The 25,622-nt window shown below is 69.1% G+C and carries 24 protein-coding genes and 1 pseudogene; 5 read left to right on the top strand and 20 right to left on the bottom strand.

The genetic code is table 11. The annotated features are described in order from the left end of the window. Window positions 1–171, bottom strand: a pseudogene (locus tag DER72_RS10015) (aldehyde dehydrogenase); the annotation flags it as partial. A gap of 133 nt (window positions 172–304) precedes the next feature. Here DER72_RS10015 and DER72_RS10010 point away from each other — a divergent pair. Further along, window positions 305–985, top strand: coding sequence for a response regulator transcription factor (locus tag DER72_RS10010; protein WP_110069854.1), 681 nt, complete (start codon window positions 305–307; stop codon window positions 983–985). On the opposite strand, the gene DER72_RS10005 is transcribed toward DER72_RS10010, so the two are convergent. From DER72_RS10005 to DER72_RS09980, 6 genes are all read right to left on the bottom strand, one after another. Then, complete coding sequence (locus DER72_RS10005) at window positions 958–2,349, bottom strand: hybrid sensor histidine kinase/response regulator (RefSeq protein ID WP_110069853.1); 1,392 nt, start codon at window positions 2,347–2,349, stop codon at window positions 958–960. The genes DER72_RS10010 and DER72_RS10005 overlap by 28 nt on opposite strands. Continuing rightward, window positions 2,279–3,472: a nitric oxide-sensing protein NosP gene (gene nosP / locus DER72_RS10000; RefSeq protein WP_110069852.1), complete on the bottom strand. Its 1,194-nt coding sequence runs from the start codon at window positions 3,470–3,472 to the stop codon at window positions 2,279–2,281. The genes DER72_RS10005 and nosP overlap by 71 nt, the downstream gene beginning before the upstream one ends. Before the next feature lie 67 nt (window positions 3,473–3,539). Then, window positions 3,540–5,717: an ATP-binding protein gene (locus tag DER72_RS09995; protein WP_110069851.1), complete on the bottom strand. Its 2,178-nt coding sequence runs from the start codon at window positions 5,715–5,717 to the stop codon at window positions 3,540–3,542. A gap of 23 nt (window positions 5,718–5,740) precedes the next feature. Continuing rightward, window positions 5,741–6,256 carry a molybdopterin-dependent oxidoreductase gene (locus DER72_RS09990; RefSeq protein ID WP_110069850.1) on the bottom strand — a complete coding sequence of 172 codons (516 nt, stop codon included), beginning with the start codon at window positions 6,254–6,256 and terminating at the stop codon, window positions 5,741–5,743. A gap of 96 nt (window positions 6,257–6,352) precedes the next feature. Then, window positions 6,353–6,832, bottom strand: a complete 480-nt coding sequence (locus DER72_RS09985) for a hypothetical protein (RefSeq protein WP_110069849.1) — start codon at window positions 6,830–6,832, stop codon at window positions 6,353–6,355. A gap of 96 nt (window positions 6,833–6,928) precedes the next feature. Then, the gene (locus tag DER72_RS09980) at window positions 6,929–7,756 is read right to left on the bottom strand and encodes a DUF2189 domain-containing protein (RefSeq protein WP_110069848.1); all 828 of its coding nucleotides are present in this window, start codon (window positions 7,754–7,756) and stop codon (window positions 6,929–6,931) included. Window positions 7,757–8,052: 296 nt separating this feature from the next. On the opposite strand from DER72_RS09980, the gene DER72_RS09975 reads away from it, so the two are divergent. The 4 genes from DER72_RS09975 to soxZ all read left to right on the top strand — a co-directional run bounded on the left by DER72_RS09975 (window position 8,053) and on the right by soxZ (window position 11,640). After that, window positions 8,053–8,385, top strand: a complete 333-nt coding sequence (locus tag DER72_RS09975) for a c-type cytochrome (protein WP_110069847.1) — start codon at window positions 8,053–8,055, stop codon at window positions 8,383–8,385. 9 nt (window positions 8,386–8,394) lie between these two features. Further along, entirely contained in the window at window positions 8,395–9,711 is a 1,317-nt protein-coding gene (locus DER72_RS09970; protein ID WP_110069846.1) for an FCSD flavin-binding domain-containing protein, read from the top strand. 77 nt (window positions 9,712–9,788) lie between these two features. Continuing rightward, window positions 9,789–10,820, top strand: coding sequence for a YeeE/YedE family protein (locus tag DER72_RS09965; protein ID WP_110069845.1), 1,032 nt, complete (start codon window positions 9,789–9,791; stop codon window positions 10,818–10,820). A gap of 22 nt (window positions 10,821–10,842) precedes the next feature. Beyond that, a complete protein-coding gene (gene soxZ, locus DER72_RS09960) occupies window positions 10,843–11,640 on the top strand; it encodes a thiosulfate oxidation carrier complex protein SoxZ (protein ID WP_110069844.1) in 798 nt (265 codons plus the stop codon). Window positions 11,641–11,738: 98 nt separating this feature from the next. Here soxZ and DER72_RS09955 read toward each other — a convergent pair whose 3' ends face one another. The 13 genes from DER72_RS09955 to DER72_RS09895 all read right to left on the bottom strand — a co-directional run. Continuing rightward, the gene (locus DER72_RS09955) at window positions 11,739–12,167 is read right to left on the bottom strand and encodes a universal stress protein (RefSeq protein ID WP_110069843.1); all 429 of its coding nucleotides are present in this window, start codon (window positions 12,165–12,167) and stop codon (window positions 11,739–11,741) included. Between the two features lie 14 nt (window positions 12,168–12,181). Then, window positions 12,182–14,776 (bottom strand): TRAP transporter permease, encoded by a 2,595-nt coding sequence (locus tag DER72_RS09950; RefSeq protein ID WP_110069842.1) that lies wholly within the window; start codon window positions 14,774–14,776, stop codon window positions 12,182–12,184. A gap of 167 nt (window positions 14,777–14,943) precedes the next feature. Beyond that, on the bottom strand, window positions 14,944–15,924 hold the full coding sequence (locus tag DER72_RS09945) for a TAXI family TRAP transporter solute-binding subunit (RefSeq protein ID WP_110069841.1): 981 nt from the start codon (window positions 15,922–15,924) through the stop codon (window positions 14,944–14,946). Window positions 15,925–16,171: 247 nt separating this feature from the next. Then, the gene (locus DER72_RS09940; RefSeq protein WP_110069840.1) at window positions 16,172–17,560 is read right to left on the bottom strand and encodes a KamA family radical SAM protein; all 1,389 of its coding nucleotides are present in this window, start codon (window positions 17,558–17,560) and stop codon (window positions 16,172–16,174) included. 355 nt (window positions 17,561–17,915) lie between these two features. After that, complete coding sequence (locus tag DER72_RS09935; protein WP_110069839.1) at window positions 17,916–19,238, bottom strand: TRAP transporter large permease; 1,323 nt, start codon at window positions 19,236–19,238, stop codon at window positions 17,916–17,918. After that, window positions 19,228–19,707, bottom strand: a complete 480-nt coding sequence (locus tag DER72_RS09930; protein ID WP_110069838.1) for a TRAP transporter small permease — start codon at window positions 19,705–19,707, stop codon at window positions 19,228–19,230. The genes DER72_RS09935 and DER72_RS09930 overlap by 11 nt, the downstream gene beginning before the upstream one ends. Before the next feature lie 64 nt (window positions 19,708–19,771). Continuing rightward, a complete protein-coding gene (locus DER72_RS09925) occupies window positions 19,772–20,782 on the bottom strand; it encodes a DctP family TRAP transporter solute-binding subunit (protein ID WP_110069837.1) in 1,011 nt (336 codons plus the stop codon). A 108-nt stretch (window positions 20,783–20,890) separates the two neighbouring features. Next, complete coding sequence (locus DER72_RS09920) at window positions 20,891–21,460, bottom strand: DUF192 domain-containing protein (RefSeq protein WP_110069836.1); 570 nt, start codon at window positions 21,458–21,460, stop codon at window positions 20,891–20,893. Beyond that, the gene (locus DER72_RS09915; RefSeq protein ID WP_110069835.1) at window positions 21,457–22,599 is read right to left on the bottom strand and encodes an ABC transporter ATP-binding protein; all 1,143 of its coding nucleotides are present in this window, start codon (window positions 22,597–22,599) and stop codon (window positions 21,457–21,459) included. Before DER72_RS09915 ends, DER72_RS09920 begins: the two co-directional genes overlap by 4 nt. Next, window positions 22,592–23,260 (bottom strand): molybdate ABC transporter permease subunit, encoded by a 669-nt coding sequence (gene modB / locus DER72_RS09910; RefSeq protein WP_110069834.1) that lies wholly within the window; start codon window positions 23,258–23,260, stop codon window positions 22,592–22,594. Before modB ends, DER72_RS09915 begins: the two co-directional genes overlap by 8 nt. Next, a complete protein-coding gene (gene modA / locus DER72_RS09905; protein WP_110069833.1) occupies window positions 23,260–24,084 on the bottom strand; it encodes a molybdate ABC transporter substrate-binding protein in 825 nt (274 codons plus the stop codon). The genes modB and modA overlap by 1 nt, the downstream gene beginning before the upstream one ends. A gap of 107 nt (window positions 24,085–24,191) precedes the next feature. Then, the gene (locus DER72_RS09900) at window positions 24,192–24,923 is read right to left on the bottom strand and encodes a GntR family transcriptional regulator (RefSeq protein ID WP_110069832.1); all 732 of its coding nucleotides are present in this window, start codon (window positions 24,921–24,923) and stop codon (window positions 24,192–24,194) included. Window positions 24,924–25,037: 114 nt separating this feature from the next. After that, window positions 25,038–25,622, bottom strand: a 585-nt coding sequence (locus DER72_RS09895; protein WP_258306265.1) for a pyruvate kinase, incomplete at its 5' end; no start/stop codon positions are given.

Genomic DNA, 25,622 nt, shown 5'->3' with positions numbered 1-25,622 from the left:
GTCCTCGGCACTCGAGCGCGGGACCTGGCAGAACACCTGGCCATTGACCGGGCTGATGTTGTCGAAGTACTGGCCCTTCACCGGGGGCACGAACTCCCCGCCGATGTAGTTGCCGTAGCGCTGCTCAAAGGTGACGACGGCACCGGACTCGCCGGGATTGGCGTAGATCATGGCATGGCTCCTGAGTGTTGTGGTTATGATCGCTATGCCTCTCCAGTCTTGGTCGCCACCCCGATCTGGGACATACTCCGGTGGCATGAGACGCCCTCCTCCCTTGGTAGGAGGGCCAGGAAAGGAGTGCCCTATGACCACCCTGATGGTCGCCGACGACCACCCGCTATTCCGCGAGGCGATCGCCGCGGTGATCGCCGCCGGCCTACCGGAGAGCCGCCTGCTGGAGGCCGACAGCCTGGCCCAGGCCATGCAGCAGGCCGAACGGCTCGAGGCCGATCTCGACCTGCTGCTGCTGGACCTGAACCTGCCCGACGCCGAGGGGCTCGACGGACTGTGTCGCCTGCGGGAGGTGCTGCCGGGGCTGCCGGTGGCGATCCTCTCCGCCGAGCAGGACCGGCGCACCGTGCTCGAGGCGATCGAGCTCGGCGCGGTGGGCTATATCCCCAAGTCGACGCCCCGGGAGGACCTGCTGGCGGCCCTCGAACGCATCCTGGAGGGCGACCTCTACCTGCCGCCCCAGGTGATGCGCCGCCCGCCCGCCACGCCCCCTCCAGCCGACCGCTCGCTGTCCGCCACCCTGGAGACGCGCCTGGCACGCCTCACCGACAAGCAGCTGGAGGTGCTCGAGCGCCTGCACCGTGGCGACTCCAACAAGGGCATCGCCCGCGAGCTCGACATCGCCGAGACCACGGTGAAGACCCATGTCTCGGCGATCCTGCGTCGCCTGGGAGTGAAGAGTCGGGTGCAGGCGGTGCTGCTCGCCGGCCAGCTGGACCTCGCCGCCTACCGGGCCGAACGCCGCGGTCGCTGAGCCTCCAGCAGCGCCCCCAGCAGCAGGCGCAGCCGCAACGGCTTGAGCGGCTTGAGCAGGCACTCGAAGCCGGCCTCGCGGATGTGGGCCTTGAGGGCGGCGTCGTGGTTGGCGGTGATCACCACCACCGGCAGCCCCGGATGGCGCTCGCGCAGCCGCCGGGCCACCGAAAGCCCGTCGGGGCGCCGTTCGCCGAGATGGTAGTCCACCAGCAGCGCCGCCGGCGCCGGCCCCGAGAGCGCCTCCGGGGAGGCAACACACGCCACCCGGCAGCCCCAGCCGCCGAGCAGCGCCGCCATGCCGTCGCGGATATCGGCGTCGTTGTCGATCACCCAGACCCGCGCCCCCGCCAGGGGCGCCGGCGCCTCATCGCGCACCGCCACCCCGGGGGCGGCGCGCTCGCCGTAGGGTACGGTGACCGAGAACAGCGCGCCGTGCCCCGGCCGCGAGACCAGCCCGAGCGGGTGGCCGAGCATGCCGCCGATGCGCTCGACGATGGCCAGCCCCAGGCCCAGGCCGCGGTCGTCGCCCTCCTCGGCCGCCCCGAGGCGACGGAACTCCTCGAAGATCAGCCGCTGCTGGGCCGGGGCGATGCCCGGCCCGGTATCGCCGACCAGGATCTCAAGCCCCTCGGGACGACGGCGGCAGCCGAGCAGGATGCGCCCCTGGCGGGTATAGCGCACGGCATTGCTCAGGAAGTTGCGGACCACCCGCGCCAGCAGCGCCAGGTCGGAGGCGATCACCGCCCGGGTCGGCACATAGCGCAGCTCGAGGCCGCGGCTGGCGGCCAGCTGGCGATACTCCTCGGCCAGCACCCCGAGCAGCTCCTCGGCGGGGAAGCTGGCCACGTCCGGCCTGAGCACCCCGGCATCGAGCCGCGATATGTCCACCAGGCTGCCGATCAGCGACTCGACGTCCTTGAGCGAGCGCCCGATGTTGCCGACCAGCCGGCGGGAGCCCGGCGGCAGCGGCTGCCCCTCCAGGGCGCTGGCGAAGAGCCGCGCGGCGTTGAGCGGCTGCAGCAGGTCATGACTCACCGCGGCGAGAAACTTGGTCTTGGAGAGGTTGGCCGCCTCGGCCTCCGCCTTGGCCCGGTGCAGCTCTCCCAGGGTGCGCTGCAGGGTCTCGGTGCGCTCGCGGACCTGCTCGGCCAGCAGCACCGAGTGCTCGAAGGCCGCATAGGGTGCCCCGCCGGGCACACCGCTGGACTCCACCCGCTCGATCAGTGCCGCACAGATGCGCCGCAGGCGGGCGTTCTCCTCGGCCAGCAGGGCCGCCCGAGCCGCGGGCGCCTCAGGCAGCGTCGTCGGGTCGAGCGGTGCCAATGGCCACCCCGGTGAAGGTCTGGTTGATGTGCATGCCATGGTACTGCTCCCCGTAGGTGTTGAAGCCGATCACCCGGCACCGGCTCAGCAGGCCCGAGACCTCGGCCTCCTGGCCCAGCACCTCGAGCTCCAGGCGCCTCAGGAAGCAGTCGCAGCCGATCACCAGCTCGGTGGCGCCCAGGCGGCTCTCGAGGCCCTCGAGGGTCTGGGCCAGATCGTCATGGATCGGGGCACAGGCCATGGCCGTGAGCACGATACCGTTCTCCACCGCACAGTAGAAGCTCAGGCTGCCGTCCTCGTTGACCCGCTGGATGGAGCGCACGTAGTAGTGGTCGCCGATGCGCACCGCCAGCGGATGCCGGGCGAACAGTTCCGGGCCGAGCCGTGACACAGGCTGCCCCACCAGCTGGGCATAGGCCGCCACGGCGGGGGCCGCATTAAGCTCCAGCACCCGCCGCGACTCCCGGTCGACGCCGGTGACCACCAGCTTCTCGTGCCGGGGCCTCAGGTGGTGGGTGGAGAAGACCTCGAAGGGCAGCGGGGTGTTGACCAGCAACACCACGGCCGCCTCGGCGTGAAACCGCCCGTCACAGAAGACGTGGGTGCGGGCGAGCCGGTTGTCGTCGCCTGCCGAGCCGCCGAAGCTGGGAATGCTGCCGAGGGCGGCATCGAGGGTCGCGATCACGCTCTCCTCGCTGCTCGAGAGGCCATCGAGCAGGGTCACCACGAAGCTGTTGCCGGCCAGGGGCGCCAGGGCCCGCTCGCGACATCGCCCGAGGAGATCATCCACCAGCCGCTGGGCGCGGGGCAGGTCGAAGGCATCCAGCCGCTCCACCAGGGCCGTCGCCGGCACGAAGTGGCGCCGATCGAAGCCGATCGCCACGATCCCGCCCCGGGCGTAGCCCGCGGGGGTGATCTCGCCTGCCGTGGTGCAGCCGGCCATGGGCAGCCCTTCGAAGGCGTTCCGGAGGGCATGGGAGAGGGCCTCGAGCGGATACTCGACGCTGCAGAAGAAGAGCACGAAGCCCAGCGACCCGTGTCGCAGCTCGGCGGCGAGCTCCGCCACGGCCTCGGCCGGGTCGGAGCGGTGGCTGACCGCGGTGCGCAGTGGGGACGCGCCGGCCTGTGCAACAGCGGGGGAGAGGCGCGTGGCATCTGGCATGGCGAACTCCGGTGTCGACGCTCGCCCCAGTGTAGGCGCCCCGGCATCCGCCCCACAAACGCCAGATTCAGCGGTTCGGCGGCACCCGCCAGGCCTCCAGTGCCGCCATGGTGGCCTCCAGGCAGCGCCTCAGCTCGCCCAGCAGCCCCCGGGCCGCCTGCCGGTCATCGGACTGGGCCAGGCGCTCGAGGCGCGTGGCGAGGCCGGCCACCTTGACGGCCCCCAGGCTCGCCGACTCTCCCTTGAGCTGGTGAGCCGCATGTTGCGCCTCCTCCAGATCGCCCTCGCCGAGGGCTCGCACGAGGGTCGCCAGGCGCGCCTCGACCTGATCGCCGAAGAGCGCCACCAGCGACGCCAGCCCCTCCTCGCCCAGGGAGTCACGCAGCGCCTGCAGCGTCAGCGGATCGATCAGGCTGTCGCGCCCGGAGGCGGGCATCGCGGCGCGCCCGTGCTCCTGCGCGCCCCCTCCGCCCAGGTGGCGGAACAGCGCCTCCAGCAGCTCTTCCTGGCGCAGCGGCTTGGTGAGGTAGCCGTTCATACCGGTGGCCAGGCAGCGGCCCTGCTCGCCCCCGGGACCACCGGCCGTCATCGCCACGATCGGCACCTGGCCCGTCCAGCCATCACGGGCGCGCAGCCGACGCGTCACCTCCAGGCCGTCCATATCCGGCATCTGGATATCCATGAAGATCAGGTCGAAGCGGCCTGCCGCTGCCAGCTGCAGGGCGGCCGCACCGGAGTCAGCCATGGTGACCGAACAGCCAAGGCGCTCCAGCATGGCCCTGGCCACCTGCTGATTGACGGGATTGTCCTCCACTACCAGCAGGCGGGTGCTATGAAGGTCCAGATGGCGAGAACGCCCTGCCACCGGCAGCACGTCCGGGTCAGGCGCCTCGGCGGTCGCCAGCGACAGTACGAACCAGAAGCGGCTGCCCACCCCGGGCTCGCTGGCGACCTCGATGCGCCCTCCCATGGCATCCACCAGCCGGCGACAGATCGCCAGGCCCAGTCCGGTGCCACCGAAGCGTCGAGCGGTGGAGGCATCGCCCTGCCGGAACGGCTCGAAGATCCGCGAGAGCTGTTCGGGGGCGATACCGCAGCCGGTATCCACCACCTCGAAGCGGAGTCGCCCGCCTCCTTCGGCGCTCACCTCCAGGCGAATGTCGCCCTGCTCGGTGAACTTCACCGCGTTGGAGACCAGGTTGATCAACACCTGGCGCAGTCGCCCCGGATCGGCCAGTACCCGTGCCGGCAGCTGCGGGTCCAGCCGCCTCCGCAATGCCACGCCGCGAGCCTCGGCGCGCGGCGCCAGCAGCGCCACCACGCCATCGACAAGCTCATCCAGCGCCAGGGCGCGCTGCTCCAGCTCCAGGCGCCCCGCCTCGATCTTGGAGAAATCCAGCAGGTCGTTGATCAGCTCCAGCAGCAACCCGGCGCTGTCGCGGATGGTGGTCACGCACTGGCGCGCCTCCCCCTCGAGCCGATGCTCCAGCAGCACATCACTCATGCCGATGACCCCGTTGAGCGGGGTGCGGATCTCGTGGCTGACGGTGGCCAGGAAGTCCGACTTGGCCTCGTTGGCCGACTCCGCCCGCCGAGCGGTCGCCTCCAGCTCACGGCTCAGCACCTCCAGGTCGCGACGCGCCGCCGCGTTGTCACGGGCCTCGCGGAACAGCATCATCGCCACCAGCATGGCCGAGAGGCTCATCGCCAGGATCAGCACCAGCAGCAGGGCATAGAGCCGCTGCAGCTGGCCACGCTCACGGGTGGCGGTCTCGGCCAGGTGGCCATTGATGGCGATCACCAGCCGCTCGGTACGATTGCCCAGGGTATCGAGGTGCTGGTCCAGGGCAAGGCGGTCGCTCTCGTGCAGCGCCTCGAGCGCATCGATCATGAGGTCGAGGGCATCGATGCGCTGCTCGATCTCGTCCAGCAGAGCGCTGGCCGCGGGAATCGTGGCCAGCAGCTCGGTGATATCGCCCCCCCCTCGCATCAGGAAGAGCCGGCTGTAGAAGAGCTCGAAGCGCAGCGCCAGGCCCGCATGGTCGGCGTCCGGCTGCGCCAGGTAGTTGCGCAGCTGCACCACGTCGCGGTCGAGCTTGTAGGCGTGCCAGGAGGCATCCCCGCCCACGCTCTGGGCCAGGCTGTCCTGGCGCCAGGAGACCAGGCCTACCACCACCAGCGCCGCCGCCAGCAGCAGCAGCGCGCTGATGGCGCCGAGCTTGACGCGCAGGGGCAGGCGCAGCATGGGACGCTCCCGATAGCGGGCCCTCAGGGGGCGTGAATGTGCACGACCTGCCACACCGAACGAAAGCGCACGGACTCGTTGTGCAGCTCCGGGTGGTCGTCGAAGGGATAGAGCACGAACAGCGGGCCGAACTCGCGGATCTGCATCGGCGAGCCGTTGCGACTCATGGCCAGGATGACGTCATAGTCGTGGAGGTCGGCGAGCGGGATCTCCGCCTCGAAGTCGTTGAGCGCCCGCACCAGGACACGATCGCTGCGCACGCCGGCGGCCGCCAGCACCTCCCGCAGCAGCGGGCCCTCGTAGCGGCCGCGGTCGGCGTGCCAGGGGGTGCGGGTCTCGATTACGGTGGGCGCGATGGCCATCAGCATCTCGCGATCGAAGCGGGCCTCGTCCTCCCCATTGGGGAAGTCGAGGTTGCCGCTGATGGTGAGCAGCACCTCGCCGCTCGGCGCCGGCAGCGTCTCCTCGGCGACGGCGGACGGCGCCAGGCACGAGAGTGACACCAGGGCAAGCAGCAGGGGCAGGATGCGTTGGCGCATGGAGGGCAATCCTGTGGAGAGATCCGGGAGTGGCACAAGCCTACCCGATCAGAAGACAAAGATCAGTTAGGAAAAGGGATGATCTGCCCGTTGCCGTCAGGGGCTCTCCCGGACCGGGTCAGGCCGCTGCTCCTCGAGGCCCTCCAGCAGCCGCTGCAGATAGCGGGCACGCTGCTCCCACACGGCGTTACGGTGCAGCTGCCGGGACAGCGGCAGCAGGTCCGGGTCGCCCAGCCGCGCCTCGGCGAGCTGACCATGATAGGCCTCGACCAGAGCCAGGTCGGCCTCTCGCCCCTCTTCCCAGGCCGCCCGAGAGGCCTCCAGGGCCAGGCGCGCCTCCCGCCCGAGCACCTTGTCGAGCCGTGCACCGAGGCGCTCCACCTCCTCCTCCCAGCGTATCCCGGCCTCCCGGGCACACGCCAGGGCGGGTTCGGACAGCCACTGGGCCTCCGCCAGGCAGGCATCGAGCTCATGGGCAATGGTCTGGCCTCCGCCCGCGGGCGACAGCGTCTGGGCATGCAGCGGCACCAGGGGAAACAGGAGCAGGAGGCAGGCAAGCGGGCGAAGTATCGGCATGGCATCACCTTGTGGGGGCCGGGATGGCGCCAGCAACGAAAAGGGGGGCGTCAACGCCCCCAGCATAGTGCCCTGGCCCCGGCAGGGCGAGCGGGCTCAGCCGTGCAGTTCGCCGTCCTCCTCGATCACGTCGACACGCACCAGATCCTCGTAGGCGTGCCAGCTGGCGAAGCCCAGCACCGGCAGGATCAGCGCCAGGCCGATGTAGAAGGTCAGCACACCGACAAGCACACAGCCGGTCAGGATCGCCGCCCACAGCAGCATCGGGCGGAAGTTGCGCCCCACGGAACGCACGCTGGCCTCGATGCCCTCCATGAAGGTGAGGTCGTGGTGCATCAGGGTCGGAATGGCCACCACGCTGATGGCGAAGGCGCCGAAGGCGAGGATGCCCCCCAGCACGCTGCCCACGGCGATCATCCCGAGGCCCTCGGGGGTAGTCAGCAGGGCGGAGTAGAGGGTGGCCGGGCTCGGCACCTCGAAACCGAAGAAGAGGGCGAAGAGCAGGGTCGCCAGCCGAATCCAGGCCAGGAAGAAGATCATCATCATCACGCCCATCATTGCGAGCTGGCCGGCGTGAGGCCGCCAGGCCCCGAAGGCATCTCCCAGGTGGGGAGCCCGATTCGCCTCCAGGGCGCGACTGACGCCGTAGGAACCCACCGCCACCAGCGGGCCGATGAACATGAAGCCTGCCACCATGGGCAGCAGCCAGTGCCAAAGCCCCAGGGTGATGGCCCCGGCGGTGATGGCGATGCTCAGGCCCACCCAGAACATGCCGTAGGCGAGGCTCACCGCCGTGGCCTGGCGGAAATCCTCGATGCCGGCCGCCAGCCAGGCCCTCGGCCGATCCATGCCCACCGGGTTGATGGTGATCTTGACCCTGGGCGCTGCAGCCTTGTGATCCGCTTTTGTTGTTGCCGCGTTCATGGTGTCACCCCTGTTGCGCCATGTAATTCCCGCTTCCCGCGGGACGGTTCCGGCACCGGCCTGCGACCTAATGCCGCCTTAACCAGTTAACTCAGAATTAATGTAGTTGACCGGAGTCAATCCTGCCGCCTGGCCACCCTCGCGAATTCCACGCTTTCCGGCGTGAGATACATAAGCTGATCACGATTGGTTCTTTGTCAGACTGGCCATGGCTGCCCTAGCATGGCGTTCTGCCATAACTCCAGACCAGAACCAGAAGAAAAGCCCCCTCGGGGCCCAGCCCAAGGAACCTGACGATGACCCTGCCACGACCCATGGCGGTCTCCCTGCTGGGGGCCCTGCTACTTGGCGGCCTGGCCCTGGCCGCCCATGCCGATGATGAATTCTCCCGCGAGCAGCTCGAGGTGATGGCCGGGGGCTGCGCCAGTTGCCACGGCACCGATGGCCGCCTCTCCGGTCCGGTGCCCGCCATCGCCGGCCGGCCCCAGGCCGTGCTGGAGTCGCGCCTGCTCGCCTTCAAGCGCGATGAGATTCCGGACACCACGGTGATGAACCGTATCGCCCGCGGCTTCAGCGACGAGGAACTCTCGGCGCTGGCCGGCCACTTCGCCACCATCGACGCGCCCTGAGGAGGCCCCATGAGTCATGATTCCCAACGCCAGGGCGTTTCCCGGCGTCGCTTCCTGCAGGGCATCGGCGCCGCCTCGGCCCTGCCCCTGCTGGGCGGTATTGCCCCCTTCGCCATCGCCAATGGCTCCGCCGGCCGCGTGGTGGTGATCGGTGGCGGCTTCGGCGGCGCCACCGCCGCCAAATACCTCAAGCGGGCCAACCCGGCCATCGAGGTCACCCTGGTGGAGCCCGCGGAGGTCTTCTACACCTGCCCGTTCAGCAACCTCTTCCTGGGCGGCCTGCGCGACATGCGCTCCATCGCCCACGGCTATGACGAACTGCGCGATCGCTACGGCGTGCGGGTGGTGCATGCCCTGGCCGAGGACGTCGACCCCGACGGGCACCGCGTGCGCCTCTCCAACGGCGAGACCCTGGCCTACGATCGCCTGGTGCTCTCGCCGGGCATCGACTTCCGCTGGAACGCCCTCGAGGGGTACGACGAGGCGGCCGCCGAGCTCGCGCCCCACGCCTGGAAGGCCGGCGCCCAGTCCGAGCTGCTGCGCCGCCAGCTCGAGGAGATGGACGACGGCGGTACCTTCGTGATGGTGGCCCCCGAGAACCCCTTCCGCTGCCCGCCGGGACCCTACGAGCGCGCCAGCATGGTGGCCCACTACTTCAGCCAGCATAAGCCCAACTCGAAGGTGCTGATCCTCGACGCCAAGGACAACTTCTCCAAGCAGGGGCTGTTCACCGCCGGCTGGGAGCGCCTCTACGGCGACCGCATCGAGTGGGTGGGCCTCTCCGGCGACGGCCGCGTGACCCGGGTGGATGCCGAGAACCTCGAGGTGGAGACCGAGTTCGGCACCCGCCACCGGGCCGATGTGCTCAACGTGATCCCGCCCCAGAAGGCGGGCTGGATCGCCGAGCGCGCCGGCGTCACCGATGAGTCCGGCTGGGTGCCGGTCAAGGCCGAGACCTTCGAGTCGCAGCGGGTCCGCGACATCTATGTGGTGGGCGATGCCACGGTAGCCGCGCCGATGCCCAAGTCGGGCTTCTGCGCCAACAACCAGGCCAAGGTGGTGGCCGCCGCCATCGCCGCGGACCTCTCGGGGCGCACCGCCCCGGAGCCCTACTGGACCAACACCTGCTACAGCCTGATCGGCCCCGAGTACGGCATCTCGGTGGCCGGGGTCTATCGGGTCCAGGAAGGCGTCATCGCCGAGGTGGAGGGCGCCGGCGGGCTCAGTCTGGCCGACGCTCCGGACCATATCCGCGCCCTGGAAGCCGAGTACGCCGTGGGCTGGTACAACGCCATCTGCCAGGACACCTGGGGCACCAGCGCCTGACCCGGGAGCGGCAATGGTATGATGCCAAGGGCCACCTCCGGGTGGCCCCGTTTCGTTGATGGATCGAGGAGTTTCCCATGAGCCATACCGAGCTGGTGGCCTGGTCGGGCCTGGTGATCGGCCTGGCCTTCGGCGCCACCGCCCAGGCTACGGGCTTCTGCCTGATGCGCAGCCTGGCCAACGCCTGGACGCGAGGCGACACTCTCAAGCTGCGCGCCTTCGCCCTGGCCATGGCCGTGGCGCTGCTGGGCAGCCAGGCGCTCGTGGCCATGGGCGTCCTGTCGCTGGGGAGCGCCCTCTACCTGCCGACCAGCGCCTCCTGGCTGGCGGTGCCGCTGGGCGGCGCGCTGTTCGGCTACGGCATGGTGCTGGCCAACGGCTGCGGCGCCCGCTCACTGGTGCTGCTGGGCAGCGGCAATCTGAGAAGCTTCGTGGTGCTGATGTGCCTGGGCCTCGCGGCCGCCATGACGCTCTCCGGCCTGCTCGCCCCGCTGCGCGTCTGGCTCGAGGGCACCACCACCCTCGCCCTCCCCGCCCGAGATCTGCCCGGTCTGCTCGGCGTGCCCGCCTGGCTGGTGGCCCTGGTACTGGGCGGCGCGCTCAGCGCCTGGGCACTCTCCAGCCGCGACTTCCGCGAAAGCCCCCGGGAGTGGCTGGGCGGGCTTGCCATCGGCGCCCTGGTGCCGGCCGGCTGGTACGCTACCGGCGTGCTGGGCAGCGACGACTTCGAGCCGGTGCGTCTGGCTACCCTCACCTTCATCGCCCCCATCGCCGACAGCCTGCAGTACGCCATGCTCTCCACCGGCAGCCGGCTCGGCTTCGGCGTCAGCGTGGTGGCCGGAGTGCTGGCGGGCGCCCTGGTGATGGCACTCGCCCGTCGCGACTTCCGCTGGCAGGGCTTCAGTGGTCCCGGCCATATGGGGCGCAGCATGGCCGGCGGCGCCCTGATGGGCATCGGCGGCGTACTGGCCCTGGGCTGCTCCATCGGCCAGGGGCTGTCGGGCTTCTCGACCCTGGCGCTGCCCACCTTCGCCGCCCTGGCCGGGATCCTCATCGGCGCCTGGCTGGGGATCAAGGGAACGCTTTCGCTGTCCAATTCGACAACCTGAATCACCTTCCAGGAAATTGCTCATGCCCCTGACCCGACGCCTGCTCTCACGACGCCGCCTGCTGATCGGTGCCGGCCTGATGCTCCTCTCGCCAATGGCGCTGGCCGATGGCCCCTGGCAGCGCCTGGAGGCCGCCAGCGAGCTGCTCGGGGGCACCACCCCGGCTACCGAAGGGCTGGTCCTCGATCTGCCCCTCGTGTCGGAAGACGGCTCGGCCGTCCCCCTCACCATCAGCTTCGACGGCAGCCTCGCCGACGACGATTACCTGACCGAGATCCACCTCTTCGCCACCGGCAACCCCTCTCCCGAGATCGCCAGCTTCTCGCTCAGCCCCGCGGCCGGCCTGCCGGAGATCTCCACTCGGGTGCGCCTCAACGAGACCCAGCAGGTGATCGCCATCGCACGCACCCAGCAGGGCGAGACCTTCGCCACCGCCCGAGAGGTACGCATCACCGTCAGCGGCTGCCTGATGCGCGGTGACGACCAGGGCCCCGAGCCGCTGACCAACCCGCGGGTCAGCCTGCCCGAGCGCTTCACCGCCGGCGTGCCCGGCGAGGTTCGCACCCTGATCAGCCACCCCATGGAGACCGGGCTGCGCGAGGGCAGCGACGGCGAGACGCTGCCGCGCCACATCATCGAGCGCTTCACCGTGACCCTCGACGGCGAGACCGTCTTCGCCGCCGACCTCCACCAGTCAATATCGGCCAACCCCTACCTGCGCTTCTACCTGGCGCCGCAGGAGGACGCCGAGCTGGTCATCGAATGGCAGGACGACAGCGGCGAGAGCGCCCGCTACGAGGCGAGACTCAGCGTCGGCTGATCGGCGACTTCACCCACCCGAACGCAGGCGCCCCAGCCAGTTGGCCGGGGCGCCTGCGCTGCAAGGGGGCACCGGGGGCGCCCGTGGAGAGCGGCCGCTTACCGCACGATCATCACCGATATCTTGGAGTGGTGCACCACGTGTTCGGCGTTGGGACCCAGCACGTAGTCGGCGAACTTGCGCTTGTTGTGGGAGGCCATCACGATCAGGTCGACCTCAAGCTTCTTGGCCGCCTTGATGATCGCCTCCCAGGGCGAACCATCCACGATCACGCTCTGCACCTTGATATCATCCGGGACATGCTCTTGGATGAACTGGCGCTGGGCCTCGGACACCGCCTGATGCGCCTTCTTCGCGAAGTCCTTCGGAAAGAAGGAGCCCACCAGCGGCATTCGATAGTCCGGCAACACCGTCAGCACGTGCAGGGACGCCCCGAAGGTACGGCACAGGGTCACCGCCGTGGGCAGCGCCTTCTTCCAGGAGCTCTCCTCGTTGAGGTCCACCGGCATCAGGATCTTGTGGTACATGGTCTTCTCCCTCCTCAGGCGGTGGCGGCGGTAGCGCCGGGCTCACGCCGGCGACGCTGCAGCAGCACGACAAGGCCGAACACCAGGAAGCCCGGTATCCACATCCACTCCTTGGCCCAGCGATCCACCGGGGCCAGCACCTCGAGGATCTCCTGGTCGAAGTCGAATCCCAGGTCGGCCGCCAGGCTGCCGAACTCCACGAAGTCCACCGTGGCCTGATCGCCATCGACCCAGAGCTCCATGCCGAGACGCTCCATGCGCTCCTCGCCGGTATCGCCGCGGGGCACCGGCACCAGCACATAGATAGTCATGGGATCGCCGAAGGCATCCTCGCCGGCGATCTGCACCCGCAGGTTGCTGCCGTCCTCCACATCACCCAGGGCCTGGACGAACTGGCTGGGGGGCACCGACTCGTAGGGGTCATGGATCTTGTCCATCCAGAAGCCGGGGCGGAACAGGGTGAAGGCCACCAGCAGCAGCAGCACCGACTCGTACCAGCGGTTGCGCACGATCATGAAGCCCTGGGTGCCCGCCGCGAAGATCAGCATGGCGATGGTGGCAATGATGAAGATCACGATCCCCTGCAGGAAGGTCACGTCGATCAGCAGCAGGTCGGTATTGAAGATGAACAGGAAGGGCAGTGCCGCGGTGCGCAGGCTGTAGTAGAAGGCCTGGAAGCCGGTGCGCAGCGGGTCACCGCCGGAGACCGCCGCCGCCGCGAAGGAGGCCAGGCCCACCGGGGGCGTCACGTCGGCCATGATGCCGAAGTAGAAGACGAACAGGTGCACCGCGATCAGCGGCACGATCAGGCCGTTCTGCTGCCCCAGCATCACGATCACCGGCGCCATCAGCGCGGAGACCACGATATAGTTGGCGGTGGTGGGCAGGCCCATGCCGAGGATCAGGCTGAGCAGCGCGGTGAGCAGCAGGATCAGCATCAGGTTGCCCATGGAGAGGATCTCCACCACGTCGGCCAGCACCAGGCCGACGCCGGTCTGGGAGACCGCGCCGACGATGATGCCCGCCGCCGCGGTGGCGATGCCGATGCCGATCATGTTGCGCGCGCCGGCCACCAGGCCGTCCCACAGGTCCTTGAAGCCCTCCTTGATGTCCGCGGCGACCTTGCTGCGACCACGGAAGAGCGCGATCAGGGGCCGCTGGGTGATCATGATGAAGATCATGAACACCGTCGCCCAGAAGGCGGAGAGGCCCGGCGAGAGACGCTCCACCATCAGGCACCACACCAGCACGATCACCGGCAGGATGTAGTGCAGGCCCACCATCACCGTGGGGCGGGTCTGGGGCAGCTTGACCACCTTGGAGCTCGGGTCGTCGAGCTCGAGCTCCGGGTAGTTGGCGCCCACCTTGAGCAGGCCGACGTAGGCCGCCGTCAGCGCCACGGCCACCACCCAGGGGGTGGCATCGCCGAGCACCGGCTTGAGCCAGCCAAGCCCGTAGTACACGGCAAAGGAGAGCGCCATCAGCAGCAGCAGCCCGGTCAGGAAGCCGATCACCTTGTTGAGGAAGGGGCGCGCCGGGTTGCTCGACGGCAGCCCCTGCATGTTGGCCTTGAGCGCCTCCAGATGGACGATGTAGATCAGCGCGATATAGGAGATCAACGCCGGCAGGAAGGCGTGCTTGATCACCTCCACGTAGGGGATGCCGACGTACTCCACCATCAGGAAGGCCGCGGCACCCATCACCGGCGGCATGATCTGGCCGTTCACCGAGGAGGAGACCTCCACGGCGCCGGCCTTCTCCGCCGAGAAGCCGACGCGTTTCATCATCGGGATGGTGAAGGTGCCGGTGGTCACGGTATTGGCGATGGAGGAGCCGGAGATCAGGCCGGTCATGCCGGAGGCCACCACCGCCGCCTTGGCCGGGCCGCCCCGGTAGTGGCCCAGCAGCGAGAAGGCCACCTTGATGAAGTAGTTGCCGGCCCCGGCCTTGTCGAGCAGCGCGCCGAACAGCACGAACAGGAACACGAAGCTGGTCGAGACCCCGAGCGCAATGCCGAACACCCCCTGGGTGGTCAGCCACTGGTGGTTGACCAGGCCGTTGAAGCTGACCCCACGGTGGGCCAGGATGCCCGGCATGTAGGGGCCGAACAGCGAGTAGAGGATGAACACCGAGGCGACGATCATCAGCGGCGGCCCCAGGGCCCGCCGGGTCGCCTCCAGCAGCATCACGATACCGACGATGCCGACGATCACGTCCTGGGTGATCGGCGCCCCCGGCCGGTTCGAGAGCTGGTCGTAGAAGAGGAAGATGTAGGCGCCGCAGAAGGCCGCCACCGCCGCGAAGAGCCAGTCCTGGATCGGGATGCGGTCGCGGGGCGAGCGCTTCAGCGCCGGATAGGCCATGAAGGCCAGGAAGAGCGCGAAGGCTAGGTGGATGGAGCGCGCCTCGGTGGCGTTGAAGACCCCGAACCGGAAGAGAAAGGGCAAGGGCGAGGCGATCCACAACTGGAACAGCGACCAGGCCGCGGCGATGCCCACCAACAGCTTGCCGGGGGCCCCCAGCGGCTTGCGTGCCCCGGAGTCGGTAGAGGCCACCATCTCCTCGAGATCGACCTCCGAGCCCTGCGGTCTCTGCTTGTCGTTTGTCATAAGCGGTTCCTGCCTGTGTGATCCAGCCACCGAGTCAAGGGTCCTGCCATGGTGTCTTGCCTTTCCCCTGGAGAAGAATGGGTAGTAAAAACCCGAATGCGCGACTCCCGGGAGGAAGCCGCGCATCCAGTAGCGGAAGGGAAACCTTCCCCGTTATCGGGCCGGGATCACTCGATCCAGCCACGCTCACGATAGTAGCGGGCGGCCCCGTCGTGCAGCGGCGCAGTGAGACCGTCGGAGATCATGCTCTCCTCGTCCAGGTTCTCGAAGGCCGGGTGCAGACGCTTGAAGCGATCGAAGTTCTCGAATACCGCCTTGACGGTCTCGTAGACAATCTCCTCATCCACCGCCGTGGAGGAGACGAAGGTCGCCGCCACGCCGAAGGTCTCGACGTCCTCGTCGTTGCCGCGATACATGCCGCCCGGAATCACCGCATGGGTGTAGTAGGGGTTGGCCTCGATTATCCCCTCGATCTCCGGGCCGGTCACCGGAATCAGGCGGGCATCGATAGTGGTGGTCGCCTCCTGGATGGAGCCGTTGGGGTGGCCCACCACATAGACCATGGCATCGATGTTGTTGTCGGAGAGGGCCGCGGCCTGCTCGGCGGCATCCAGCTCGGAGGCCAGGGAGAAGACGCTGGTATCCCAGCCCATGGCCTCCATGACGACGTTCATGGTGTTGCGCTGGCCGGAACCCGGGTTGCCGATGTTGACGCGCTTGCCCGGGAAGTCGCTGATGTGCTCGATGCCGGAGTCGGCGCGAGCCACCACGGTCAGCGGCTCACCGTGCATGGTGAAGACGGCCCGCATCTCTTCCCAGGCGCCATCCTCGGCGAAACTGTCCTCGCCGTGGTAGGCGCGATACTGGACGTCGGACTGCACCACGCCCATGTCCAGCTCGCCGCTCTTCATGCCGTTGACGTTGGCCACGGAACCGCCGGTGGAGGGAGCGTTGCAGCGGATGTTGTGCTCGTCGCTGCCGCGGTTGACCATGCGGCACACCGACTGGCCGACCACGTAGTAGACGCCGGTCTGACCGCCGGTGCCGATGGTGATGAAGCGATCCTGGGCCACGGCCGGGGCCGAGAACATCGCAGCACCGAGCAGGGCGCCGGAGAAGGCAGCAGCCGAGAAAGCATGGCGTTTCATGAAGACACCTCTTATTGCATTCATTGTAGGCAAACATCAGGCAGAGACGGCATGCATCCGTCGATCCACCACTCCATACTACTTTAGCGGAAAAAAACCCTAGCGGGTAACGACCTCGGTCAACGCGGGGGGCATTGTACCCCTCAGTCTAGGAGTCCCCAACGTTTATGAGGCGTTTGCTCTCTCACGCGCAGAAACAGGAAACCGCGCCGAAGCGCGGTTTTCGATATGCAGGGGAGGGACCGGCTCAGGACGCCTTCATGATCAGCGCCTGCTTCTCGTCCTTCATGGCGGCGAACTCGGCCTCGAAGAAGAACTCGCTCTCCCCCAGCGCCGGTTCCAGATGGTTGAGCCAGGTGGCCGCTTCGTCGTACTTGGCAAAGAAGGGACGCTGCACCCAGTCGCGGTCGCGGCCCTGGATGAAGCGCAGCACGAAGACCTTCTCGCCGTTGATCTCGGTGACGCCCTGGATCTCCACCTTGCCGGGATCGGCGGACATCGACGGGCCACGCGCCGTCCGCGCCAGGCCCGGCACCTGCTTCATCGCCTCGCGGTAGATCTCCCAGGCGCGCACCAGCGGCACCTCGAAGTAGTGGCGGGCGCCGGTGTCGCGCTCTACGAACAGGTAATACGGGATCATGCCCAGGCGCACCTGCTGGGTCCACATCTTCGCCCACTGGTCGGCGTCGTCGTTGATGTGCTTGAGCAGCGGCGCCTGGGTGCGGATCTCGGCCCCGGTGGCACGGATACGGCGGATCGCCTCGCGGCAGATGGGGGTGTCCATCTCCTTCCAGTGGTTGAAGTGCGCCATGAAGGCGACGTGCTTGCCGGCCGCGGTCAGCTCCCGGAAGAGCTCGAGGAGATCCTCGGCGTCCGGGTCGGTGACGAAGCGGTAGGGCCAGAAGGTGAGGCTCTTGGAGCCGATGCGGATATCCTGGACGTGATCCAGCTCGGGCTTCATCAGGCCCTCCAGGTACATCCTCAGATGCTTGGCCTTCATCACCATGGGGTCGCCGCCGGTCATCAGCAGATCGGTGACTTCGGTGTGCTCGGCCAGATAGCGGTGCAGGGAATCCGCTTCGCTGGAGGCGAACTTGAGGTCCTTGTCGCCCACGAACTGCGCCCAGCGGAAGCAGAAGGTGCAGTAGCTGTGACACACCTGCCCCTGGCTCGGGAAGAAGAGCACCGTCTCGCGGTACTTGTGCTGCATGCCGGGCAGCGGCTCACCGTCGAGCATCGGCAGGTTGAGATCCATCTGCCCCGCCGGGTGCGGGTTGAGCTCGCTGCGAACCCGTTCGATCACCGGCTTCATCTCGGCGGCATCGGCGTCGCGGCGCACTAGCTCGGCCACCTCGTCGAAGTGCTCGGGGCGCAGCATGCCGCGCTGGGGAAAGGTGAGCTGGAAGATCGGGTCGGCGGGAATATTGTTCCAGTCGATCAGCTCATCGATCACGTACTCGTTGACGCGAAACGGCAGCACCTGGCTGACGACCCGCATGTCGAAGCGCAGGTCGTCAGGCAGGTTCTGTATCGCCTCGATCTTGTCGAGCTGGCGGTGGGTGTAGACCTTGAACTGTCGGGCCTCGAAGGCCTCGGCCTCGGGGCTGCCGAGCTCGATATTGACGCGCTGGTTCATCTCGCCTCCTCTTCGTTGTCCGGGGCGCCGGCCAGGGAGGCAGCGCCGCCGTCTTCTCATCGGGGGAGGCCATTGGTACAGAGTCGGTGAGAAAAGTGCAAATTTATGCGCCGATTTGCAACGAATGTCGCGAAACGACGCACAAGGCGCAACAGTTCGTTCGCTCCCGGCTCACCGGGCGGGCTGGCGGATCAGCTTCGCCGCGAGGCGCTGAAGACGCGGGGCCCCGACCAGGATCAGTGCGAGCTCCGGGCAGCCCGAAGCACGCGACTAGCGCCCTACCCCACGTTGTAGCCCAGCGTCCGCGGCAGCCAGAGGGCGATCTCGGGGCAGCGTGAAGAGCGCCACAAGCGCCCTACCCCACGTTATAGCCCAGCGTCCGCGGCAGCCAGAGGGCGATCTCGGGAAAGATCGCCACCAGCGCCAGGGCACCGCCCATGGCCACCACGAAGAGCAGCGCCCAGCCCACCGTCTGCTCCAGGCGGATCTTCGCCACCTCGGTGGTCACCATCAGGTTCACCGCCACCGGTGGCGTGAACTGGCCGATGGCGATGTTCATGGCCAGCAGGATGCCGAACCACACCGGGTTCCACTCGAAGTGCTGCATCACCGGGATCAGGATCGGCATCAGGATCAAGTAGATGGAGATGGCGTCGAGCAGCATGCCGGCGGCCAGCACCGCCAACATAATCAGGATCAGCAGCAGCACCCCATTGTCGGTCAGCGCGATGATCCACTGGGCCATGTCACGGAAGGTGCCGAGCATGGTGCCGGCCCAGGCGAAGATGCCGGCCAGCGCGATGATCAGCATCACCACGCCGGAGATCACCGCCGCCTCGCCGAACAGCCGCCACAGGTCGCGCACGCCGATCTCGCGGGTCACGAAGAGACCGATCGCCACCCCGTAGGCCACCGCCACCACCGCCGCCTCGGTGGGGGTGAAGAGCCCGGAGCGCAGCCCGCCGAGGATCAGCACCGGGGCGAAGAGCGCCGGCAGCGCCTGCTTGAAGGTTTCCCCCACCTTGAGGCGCTCGGCGCCTTCCACCGGGGTGTCGCCTTCCCAGCCCCGACCTTCCCAACCAGAGCGCTTCGACACCAGCAGCGCCGGCACCAGCAGTGCCAGGCCGGCCAGGATCCCGGGAAAGAGCCCCGCGGCGAAAAGCGCGCGCAGGTCGACTCCCGGCACCACGATGGAGTAGAGGATCAGCGCCACCGAGGGCGGGATCAGGATCGCCGTGGAGGCCGAGGCAGCGATCAGGGTCGCCGAGAAGGGCTTGGGGTAGCCCGCCTTGGTCATGCTCGGCAGCATCACCATGGCCACCGCCGCGGCGTCTGCCGGCCCCGAGCCGCTCATGCCGCCCATGATCATGCACACCAGCACCGCCACCAGGGCGAGCCCGCCGTGGCGCGGGCCGATCAGCGCCTGGGCGAAGCGCACCAGGCGCAGCGCCACCCCCGAGCGCTCGAAGATCAGCCCGGTGAGGATGAACAGCGGGATGGCAATCAGCGGGTACTTGGCGATGCTGTTGTAGGTGTTGGTGCCCAGGGTGGCCAGCATGGCCGGCGGCAGCCCGGCCAGGATGCCCACGGCGCCGGCCAGGCCTAGGGAGAAGGCCACCGGTACCCCGGCGATCAAGAGGCCCGCGAAGGCCAGTAGCATCCACAGATCAGGGCTCATCATCGAGCCTCCCGCGCAGGCGGTCCCGGGTCTGCTGGGTCTGGCGGATCATCATCACGCCCGAGAGCAGCGGCAGCCAGACGATGTACCACCACTGCGGCAGCCCCAGCCCCGGCGAGAGCGACTCCCACTGGTACTCCTGCCAGGCGAGCTTGCCGCCGAACCAGGTGATCAGCCCCAGCACCGCCATGCCGCAGCTCCACTGGAAGAGGATCAGTGCACGGCGCGGCGCGGCGGGCAGCGCCCGCTCCAGCAGGCCCACGCGGATATGGCCGTTGCGGCGCAGGGCCACCGCGGCGCCGGCGAAGGTGAGCACCACCAGCAGGAAGACCGAGAACTCCTCGGTAAAGGCCAGCGAGCCCCCGGTGATATAGCGGGTGACCACGTTGCCGAGGCTGATCACCGCGATGATGATCAGCGCCAGGGAGGCGAGCCAGCGCTCCGGCCGGGCATCAGGAGAGGGTGTCATAGGGACCTCATGAATGACGTCGCCCCCGTTTCCGGGGGCGACGAGTGTGGCGTGTGGCGGGGGCTCAGCGTGCTTCGACGGCCTCGCGGGCCGCTTCCACCAGGGCCTCGCCGATGCGCGGCACCCACTTGTCGTGAACCTCGGCGGTGGCCTCGACGAAGGCCTGGTACTGCTCGTCAGTCAGCTCGGTGACGGTGACGCCGCGCTCCTGGATGGCGGCCAGCCGCTCGCCCTCCTCCTCCCGGGTCATGGCGATCTCCCACTGGCCGGCCTCGATGGCCGCCTCGCGCAGGATCTCGCGGTCGCCCTCGTCCAGGGAGTCCCACACCTGGCGGTTCACGGCGAAGATCAGCGGGTCGTTCATGTAGTTCCACAGGGTCAGGTGCTGCTGGCCCACCTGATCGATGCGCGCCACGTCGAACACCGAGAGCGGGTTCTCCTGGCCGTCCACCGCGCCGGTGGTCAGCGCCGGCTGGGCGTCGGTCCAGCTCATCTGGGTGGGGTCGGCGCCCAGGGCGTTGAAGGTGTCCTGGAAGAGCGGCGAGCCCACCACGCGGATCTTCAGGCCATCGAGGTCGCCAGGCTCGCTGATCGGGCCGCGGGAGTTGGAGAGCTGGCGGAAGCCGTTCTCGCCCCAGGCCAGCGGGATGACGTCGCGGGACTCGATCGCCTCGAAGACCATCTCGCCGGCGGCGCCGCCGGTCACCGCGTCCACCGCCGCCTCGTCGGGCAGGAAGAAGGGCAGCGAGAAGAGGTTCAGCTCCGGCACCTGGGGCGACCAGTTGATGGTGGAGCCCACGGCGGCGTCGATCAGCCCGGAGCGCATGGCGGAGAACTCGCGGGTCTGGTCGCCGGCCACCAGCTGGGAGTTGGGATAGACGCGCAGGGTGAGGCGGCCTTCGGTGCGCTCCTCGACGAGTTCGGCCCACTTCTCGGCGGCCTGGCCCCAGGGGAAGGCGTCGGAGAGCACGGTGGAGACGGAGAGCTCGCGGGCCTGGGCGGAGAGCGAGGCGGAGAGCACGGCGGCACCGGCCAGGGCGGCGGCCAGCTTGGTGAGAGTGCGTGTGGCGGTCATGGCGTGTCCTTGCTGCGGCCAGCCGGCAGAAGGCCGGACGGCATGGTTGTTATGGGAAAGAAATATTCTACGAGGCGCTGCGTTGAATGATAGCCCGGCGGCTCTCCCCTATTCGTCGAGGGGGGCGCCGTCGAGAGGCGCATTCTCGGCGCGCGACTCTGGTTCTGGCTCTGGTTCGGGCAGGCAGTAGCCGGCGCTGCCGGGCCAGCTGACGCAGTCGCCCTCGGCGATGCCCAGCGCCTCGAGCAGGCCGGCGTTGACCTCCAGCGCCGCGCGGTAGGGCACCCCGGGATAGGTCACCGGGCACTCGGCGGGGTTGGCCGAACCGCAGGGCCACATGGTGAACACGGCGGCGATGCGCTCGTCCTCGCCGATGAAGGCGATATCCAGCGGAATCCGGGTGCGGTACATCCAGAAGCCGTTGCGCGGCGACTGGAGGTCCCGGTAGAGGAACAGCATGCCGGCGTCCTCGTCGAGATGGTCGCGCTCCATCAGGCCGCGGCTGCGTTCGGGGATGGTGCGCGCCACCTCCACCGCGAAACGCTGCGGTCCCTCGGCGGCATGCACCACCAGCGGCAGCGTCCGCAGGCGCTCGGAGTCTAGCTCCTCGGCCGCCCCTGCCACGGGCACACTCGACAACAGCGCCAGGGCGCCGATCCACTGCCACGCTCGCCTCATCTCATCGTCCTCGTCTCGTCCGGCACGTCCTGCCCCGGCATCAGGTGGATTCCCGCCGCCAGCAGCGAGACCTGGACGGCCTCGCCCCTGGCCAGGCCATTGCGCCGCGCCGCATGGGTGGCGATCTCGAAGCCCAGGGTGCGTTCAGTATGGTCGAAGGCCAGCGACACCTCGGTGATCCCCCCCAGCACCACCAGCGATTCGACCCGCGCCGCCACCGGGTTCTCGCGCTCGCCCTGGGAGGGTCGATCACGGCGGTGCAGCACCACGTCGGAGGGCGGCAGGTACCAGCTCACCCGCCCGCCGAGGGGCAGTGCCGCAAGCCCCTCTGCCACTTCCAGCCGCCAGGGGCCCCAGGCGAGGCGTCGCTCGCCGCCCTCCTCCACCACCTCGCCCTCGAAGAGGTTGTGGCGGTCCAGCACCCGGGCTACCTCCGCCGAGGACGGACGGCGAAACAGCGCCTCCGGCGGTCCCGCCTGCAGGCTGCGGCCGCCGTGCAGCACGCAGAGCCGGTCGGCCAGGGCCGCCGCCTCGTCCAGGTCGTGGGTCACCAGCACGATGGGGATGCGGATCTGCTCGCGCAGCATGGCCAGCTCGCGCTGCAGGCGACGGCGGGTGACCTGATCCACCGCCGAGAAGGGCTCGTCGAGCAGCAGCACCCGGGGGCTGCGCGCCAGGGCCCGGGCCAGCGCCACCCGCTGGCGCTGGCCGCCGGAGAGCTCGGCCGGATGCCGGCTGGCCAGCCCCTCGAGGCGCACTCGGGCGAGCCAGGCCATGGCCTGCTCGCGACGCTCCCCGGGCGGCAGATGATCTAGCGCCACCATGACGTTGCCCAGGGCAGTCAGATGGGGAAAGAGCGCATAGTCCTGGAAGACCAGCCCCACCCGGCGCCGCTGGGGCGGCAGGGAGAGCCGGCGCTCGGCGTCGAACCAGGCCTCGCCGCCGCAGGCGATATGCCCGGCCGAGGGGCGGTAGAGCCCGGCGATGGCGCGCAGCAGGGTAGTCTTGCCGCTGCCCGACGGCCCCACCAGGGCGAGCAGCTCACCGGCGTCGCAATGGAAGTCCGCCGCCAGAGGAATGGGGCCGGGCTGGTGCAGGCTCACCGAGAGCGAGGCCGGGGGTCCAGGGCGCTCAGGCACGTCGCCACCTCCGCCGGCCCGCCAGGCCGTAGACCACGCCGATGGTCAGGAAGGAGACCAGCAGCAGCATCGCCGACATGATGCCCGCCCCGGCCTCATCGAAGGCCTGCACCCGGTCGTAGATGGCGATCGCCAGAGTGCGCGTCTCACCGTCGATGGCGCCGCCCACCATCAGGATCACCCCGAACTCGCCGAGGGTGTGGGCGAAGGTGAGCGCCAGGGCCGAGACGATGCCCGGCCATACCAGGGGCAGCTCGATACGCCACAGGGTCTGCCAGGGCGAGAGCCCGCTGCACCAGGCCGCCTCGCGCAGGTTGGGCGGCACCGTCTCGAAGGCGCGCTGGATCGGCTGCACCGCGAAGGGCAGGTTGGCCACCAGGGAGGCGATCAGGATGCCGGTGAAGGTGAAATTGAGTCCCGAGCCGAACAGCCGGGCCCAGAGCCCGCCGAAGGGCGCCTCGACGCCGAAGGCCTGCATCAGGTAGAAGCCCAGCACCGTGGGCGGCATCACCAGCGGCAGGGCGACGAGCGCCTCGCACAGCGGCTTGGCGCGAAAGCGGGCGGTGGCCAGGGTGCGCCCCAGCCACAGCCCTACCGGCAGCAGCAGCAGGCAGGTGAAGGCAGCCAGACGCAGCGAGACCGTGAGGGCCGTCCAGTCCATCAGCGGCTCGCGTCTGCGTGGTCGGGTCCGCCGGACTCATCCGGCAGACGGAAGCCGTAGTCGGCCAGGATCCTCCGCCCCTCCTCCTCCTGCAGCCAGGCGTAGAAGGCCCGCGCGGTCTCGCCGGCCCCCTTGACCAGCGCCATGCGCTGCACCAGGGGGGCATGCCAGGCCTCGGGAATCAGCACATGGTCGCTGCGCTCGGCCATCGCCGGGGCCAGCGCCAGGGACCAGGCCACCAGGCCGCCCCGGGCGTCGCTGGTCAGCGCGAACTGGGCGGCCTGGGAGACGTTCTCACCCAGCACCCTCAGCGGCGCCGTCGCCTCCCAGAGCCCGGCATGTTCCAGCACCTGCCTGGCCGCCACCCCGTAGGGGGCGTGCTCGGGGTTGGCCAGCGCCAGGCGTGGCCTGCCCTGCCCGGCGCCGTGGGCGCTGATCGCCTCGCGCACCCCGGCCAGGGGGTCGCCCTCCTTCGGCAGATCGCCGCGGCCGGGGCGCTGCAGCCAGGCCAGCCGGCCGATGGCGTAGACCACCCCCTCATCCTCGGTGCGCCCCTCCTCGTGGAGGGCCAGCACATAGGCCTCGTCGGCGGAGAGGTAGAGCTCGAAGGGCGCCCCCTGGCGGATCTGGCGACGGAAGTTGCCGGAGGAGCCGAAATTCAGCCGCAGGTCCCGGCCGCTCTCGGCGCGGAAGCGTTCGGCCGCCTCGGTGAGGGCGAACTGAAGGTCCGAGGCCGCCGCCACGGTCGGCACGTCGGCCTTGAGCAGCGTTGCTGGGAAGAACAGCGCCAGGCCAAGCAGCCAGGCCGCGCATCGTGAGCGCATGGGTGTCTCCGGAGGAATCGCGATGCGCGCATTGTCGGCCAGGGGCCGAGGCACGACAAGGCGTTACGCCAACGCTGGCACAGGGGTCCGGCCGGGAAAGGGCCTGGTCAGGCCTCCGCCGCGGCGGCGCCGAAGATCGCCTTGAGATCGGTGCCGCTGTCGCGGGGACCGAGGTCGAGCAGCCTCTCGAGGCTCTCCAGGTGCTGGACCACCGCCTGGCGGGCGCCCTCGGCGTCGCCGCTGCGCAGCGCATCGAGCAGGCGCGGGTGGTCTCCGGCCAGGTAGCAGGAGGCCAGCGAGCCGCGCTTGTAGAGGGCGATGACGATGGAGGTGCGCAGCACCAGGTCGGTGAGCATGGCGCCCAGCACCCGGTTGGGAGAGAGCTCGGCGAGGCGGTGGTGGATCGCCAGGGAGTGGCCGATGCGCGCCGGCTCATCGCCCCGCGCATGGGCCGCGGCCTCCGCCTCGGCCTCGGTCGCAAGCGCGTCGAGGGCATCGGTCTTGAGGCGCCCGGCGAGCAGGGCGGCGACCTCCCCCTCCACCAGGCGACGGGCGTGGAAGGTCTCGCGGGTCTCCTCGACGCTGGGGGCGCGCACCCGGGAGACCTGGTTAGGGCGCTGGTCGACCACGTGGTCGGCGGCCAGCCGGGTCAGGGCGCGACGCACCACCGACCGACTCACTCCGAAGATCTCGCCCAGCACCACCTCGGGCAGGCGCGTGCCGGGGGGCAGCCGCTGGGTCAGCACCGCCTGGCGCACCTGGTCGACAATATGCCGGTCGCTGATCCGCTCGCCCGCCTTTACGGCGGCCTCGACGTCTTCCCTCCAGGAGTGGCTCATGGCGTGTCTCGACGATGATGATCCTGATGGCACCTTCGCACTTTTTGCGCCGACTGGCCACACTCCCGAGCCTTCCTGTATACAGCCTGACCCGAGACGACCCGCAGGCCGCCGTCAGCTCCGGTGGCGCTCGTTCACGTCAAGGATCTTCAGGGTATTGGTGCCGCCGTGGGCGTTCATGTGATCGCCCCGGGTCAGGATTACATGATCGCCGGGGGCGGCGATGCCCTTCTCCACCAGCAGCGCCAGCGCCCGGTCGTTGAGTTCGGTGGGGGCCATGTCACGGGTATCGAAGGGCAGCGACACCACCCCACGGTAGAGCGCCATGCGCCGCTGCGCCACTGGGCTGTGGGCGAGCCCGACGATGGGCAGCCCCGAGCGGATCCGCGAGGCAATCAGCGGCGTGTAGCCGGTGGAGGTCATGCAGGCGATGGCCGCCACGCCCGAGAGGTGGTTGGCGGCGTACATGGCGGAGAGCGCGATGGTCTCGTCGATGCGCGAGAAACCCTCGTGGATGCGGTGGCCGGATTCCTGGGCGACCTTCTCCCGCTCGGCGCCCAGGCAGACCCGGTCCATCGCCTCGATGGTCTCCACCGGGAAGCGCCCGGCGGCGGTCTCGGCGGAGAGCATCACCGCGTCGGTGCCGTCGAGCACGGCGTTGGCCACGTCGAACACCTCGGCCCGGGTGGGCAGCGGCGA

It is taken from the genome of Halomonas sp. A11-A, from assembly GCF_003182195.1.
In the GTDB taxonomy this organism is placed as follows: Bacteria; Pseudomonadota; Gammaproteobacteria; order Pseudomonadales; family Halomonadaceae; genus Halomonas; species Halomonas alkalicola.
This window is presented reverse-complemented; position numbering and strand designations above follow the sequence as displayed.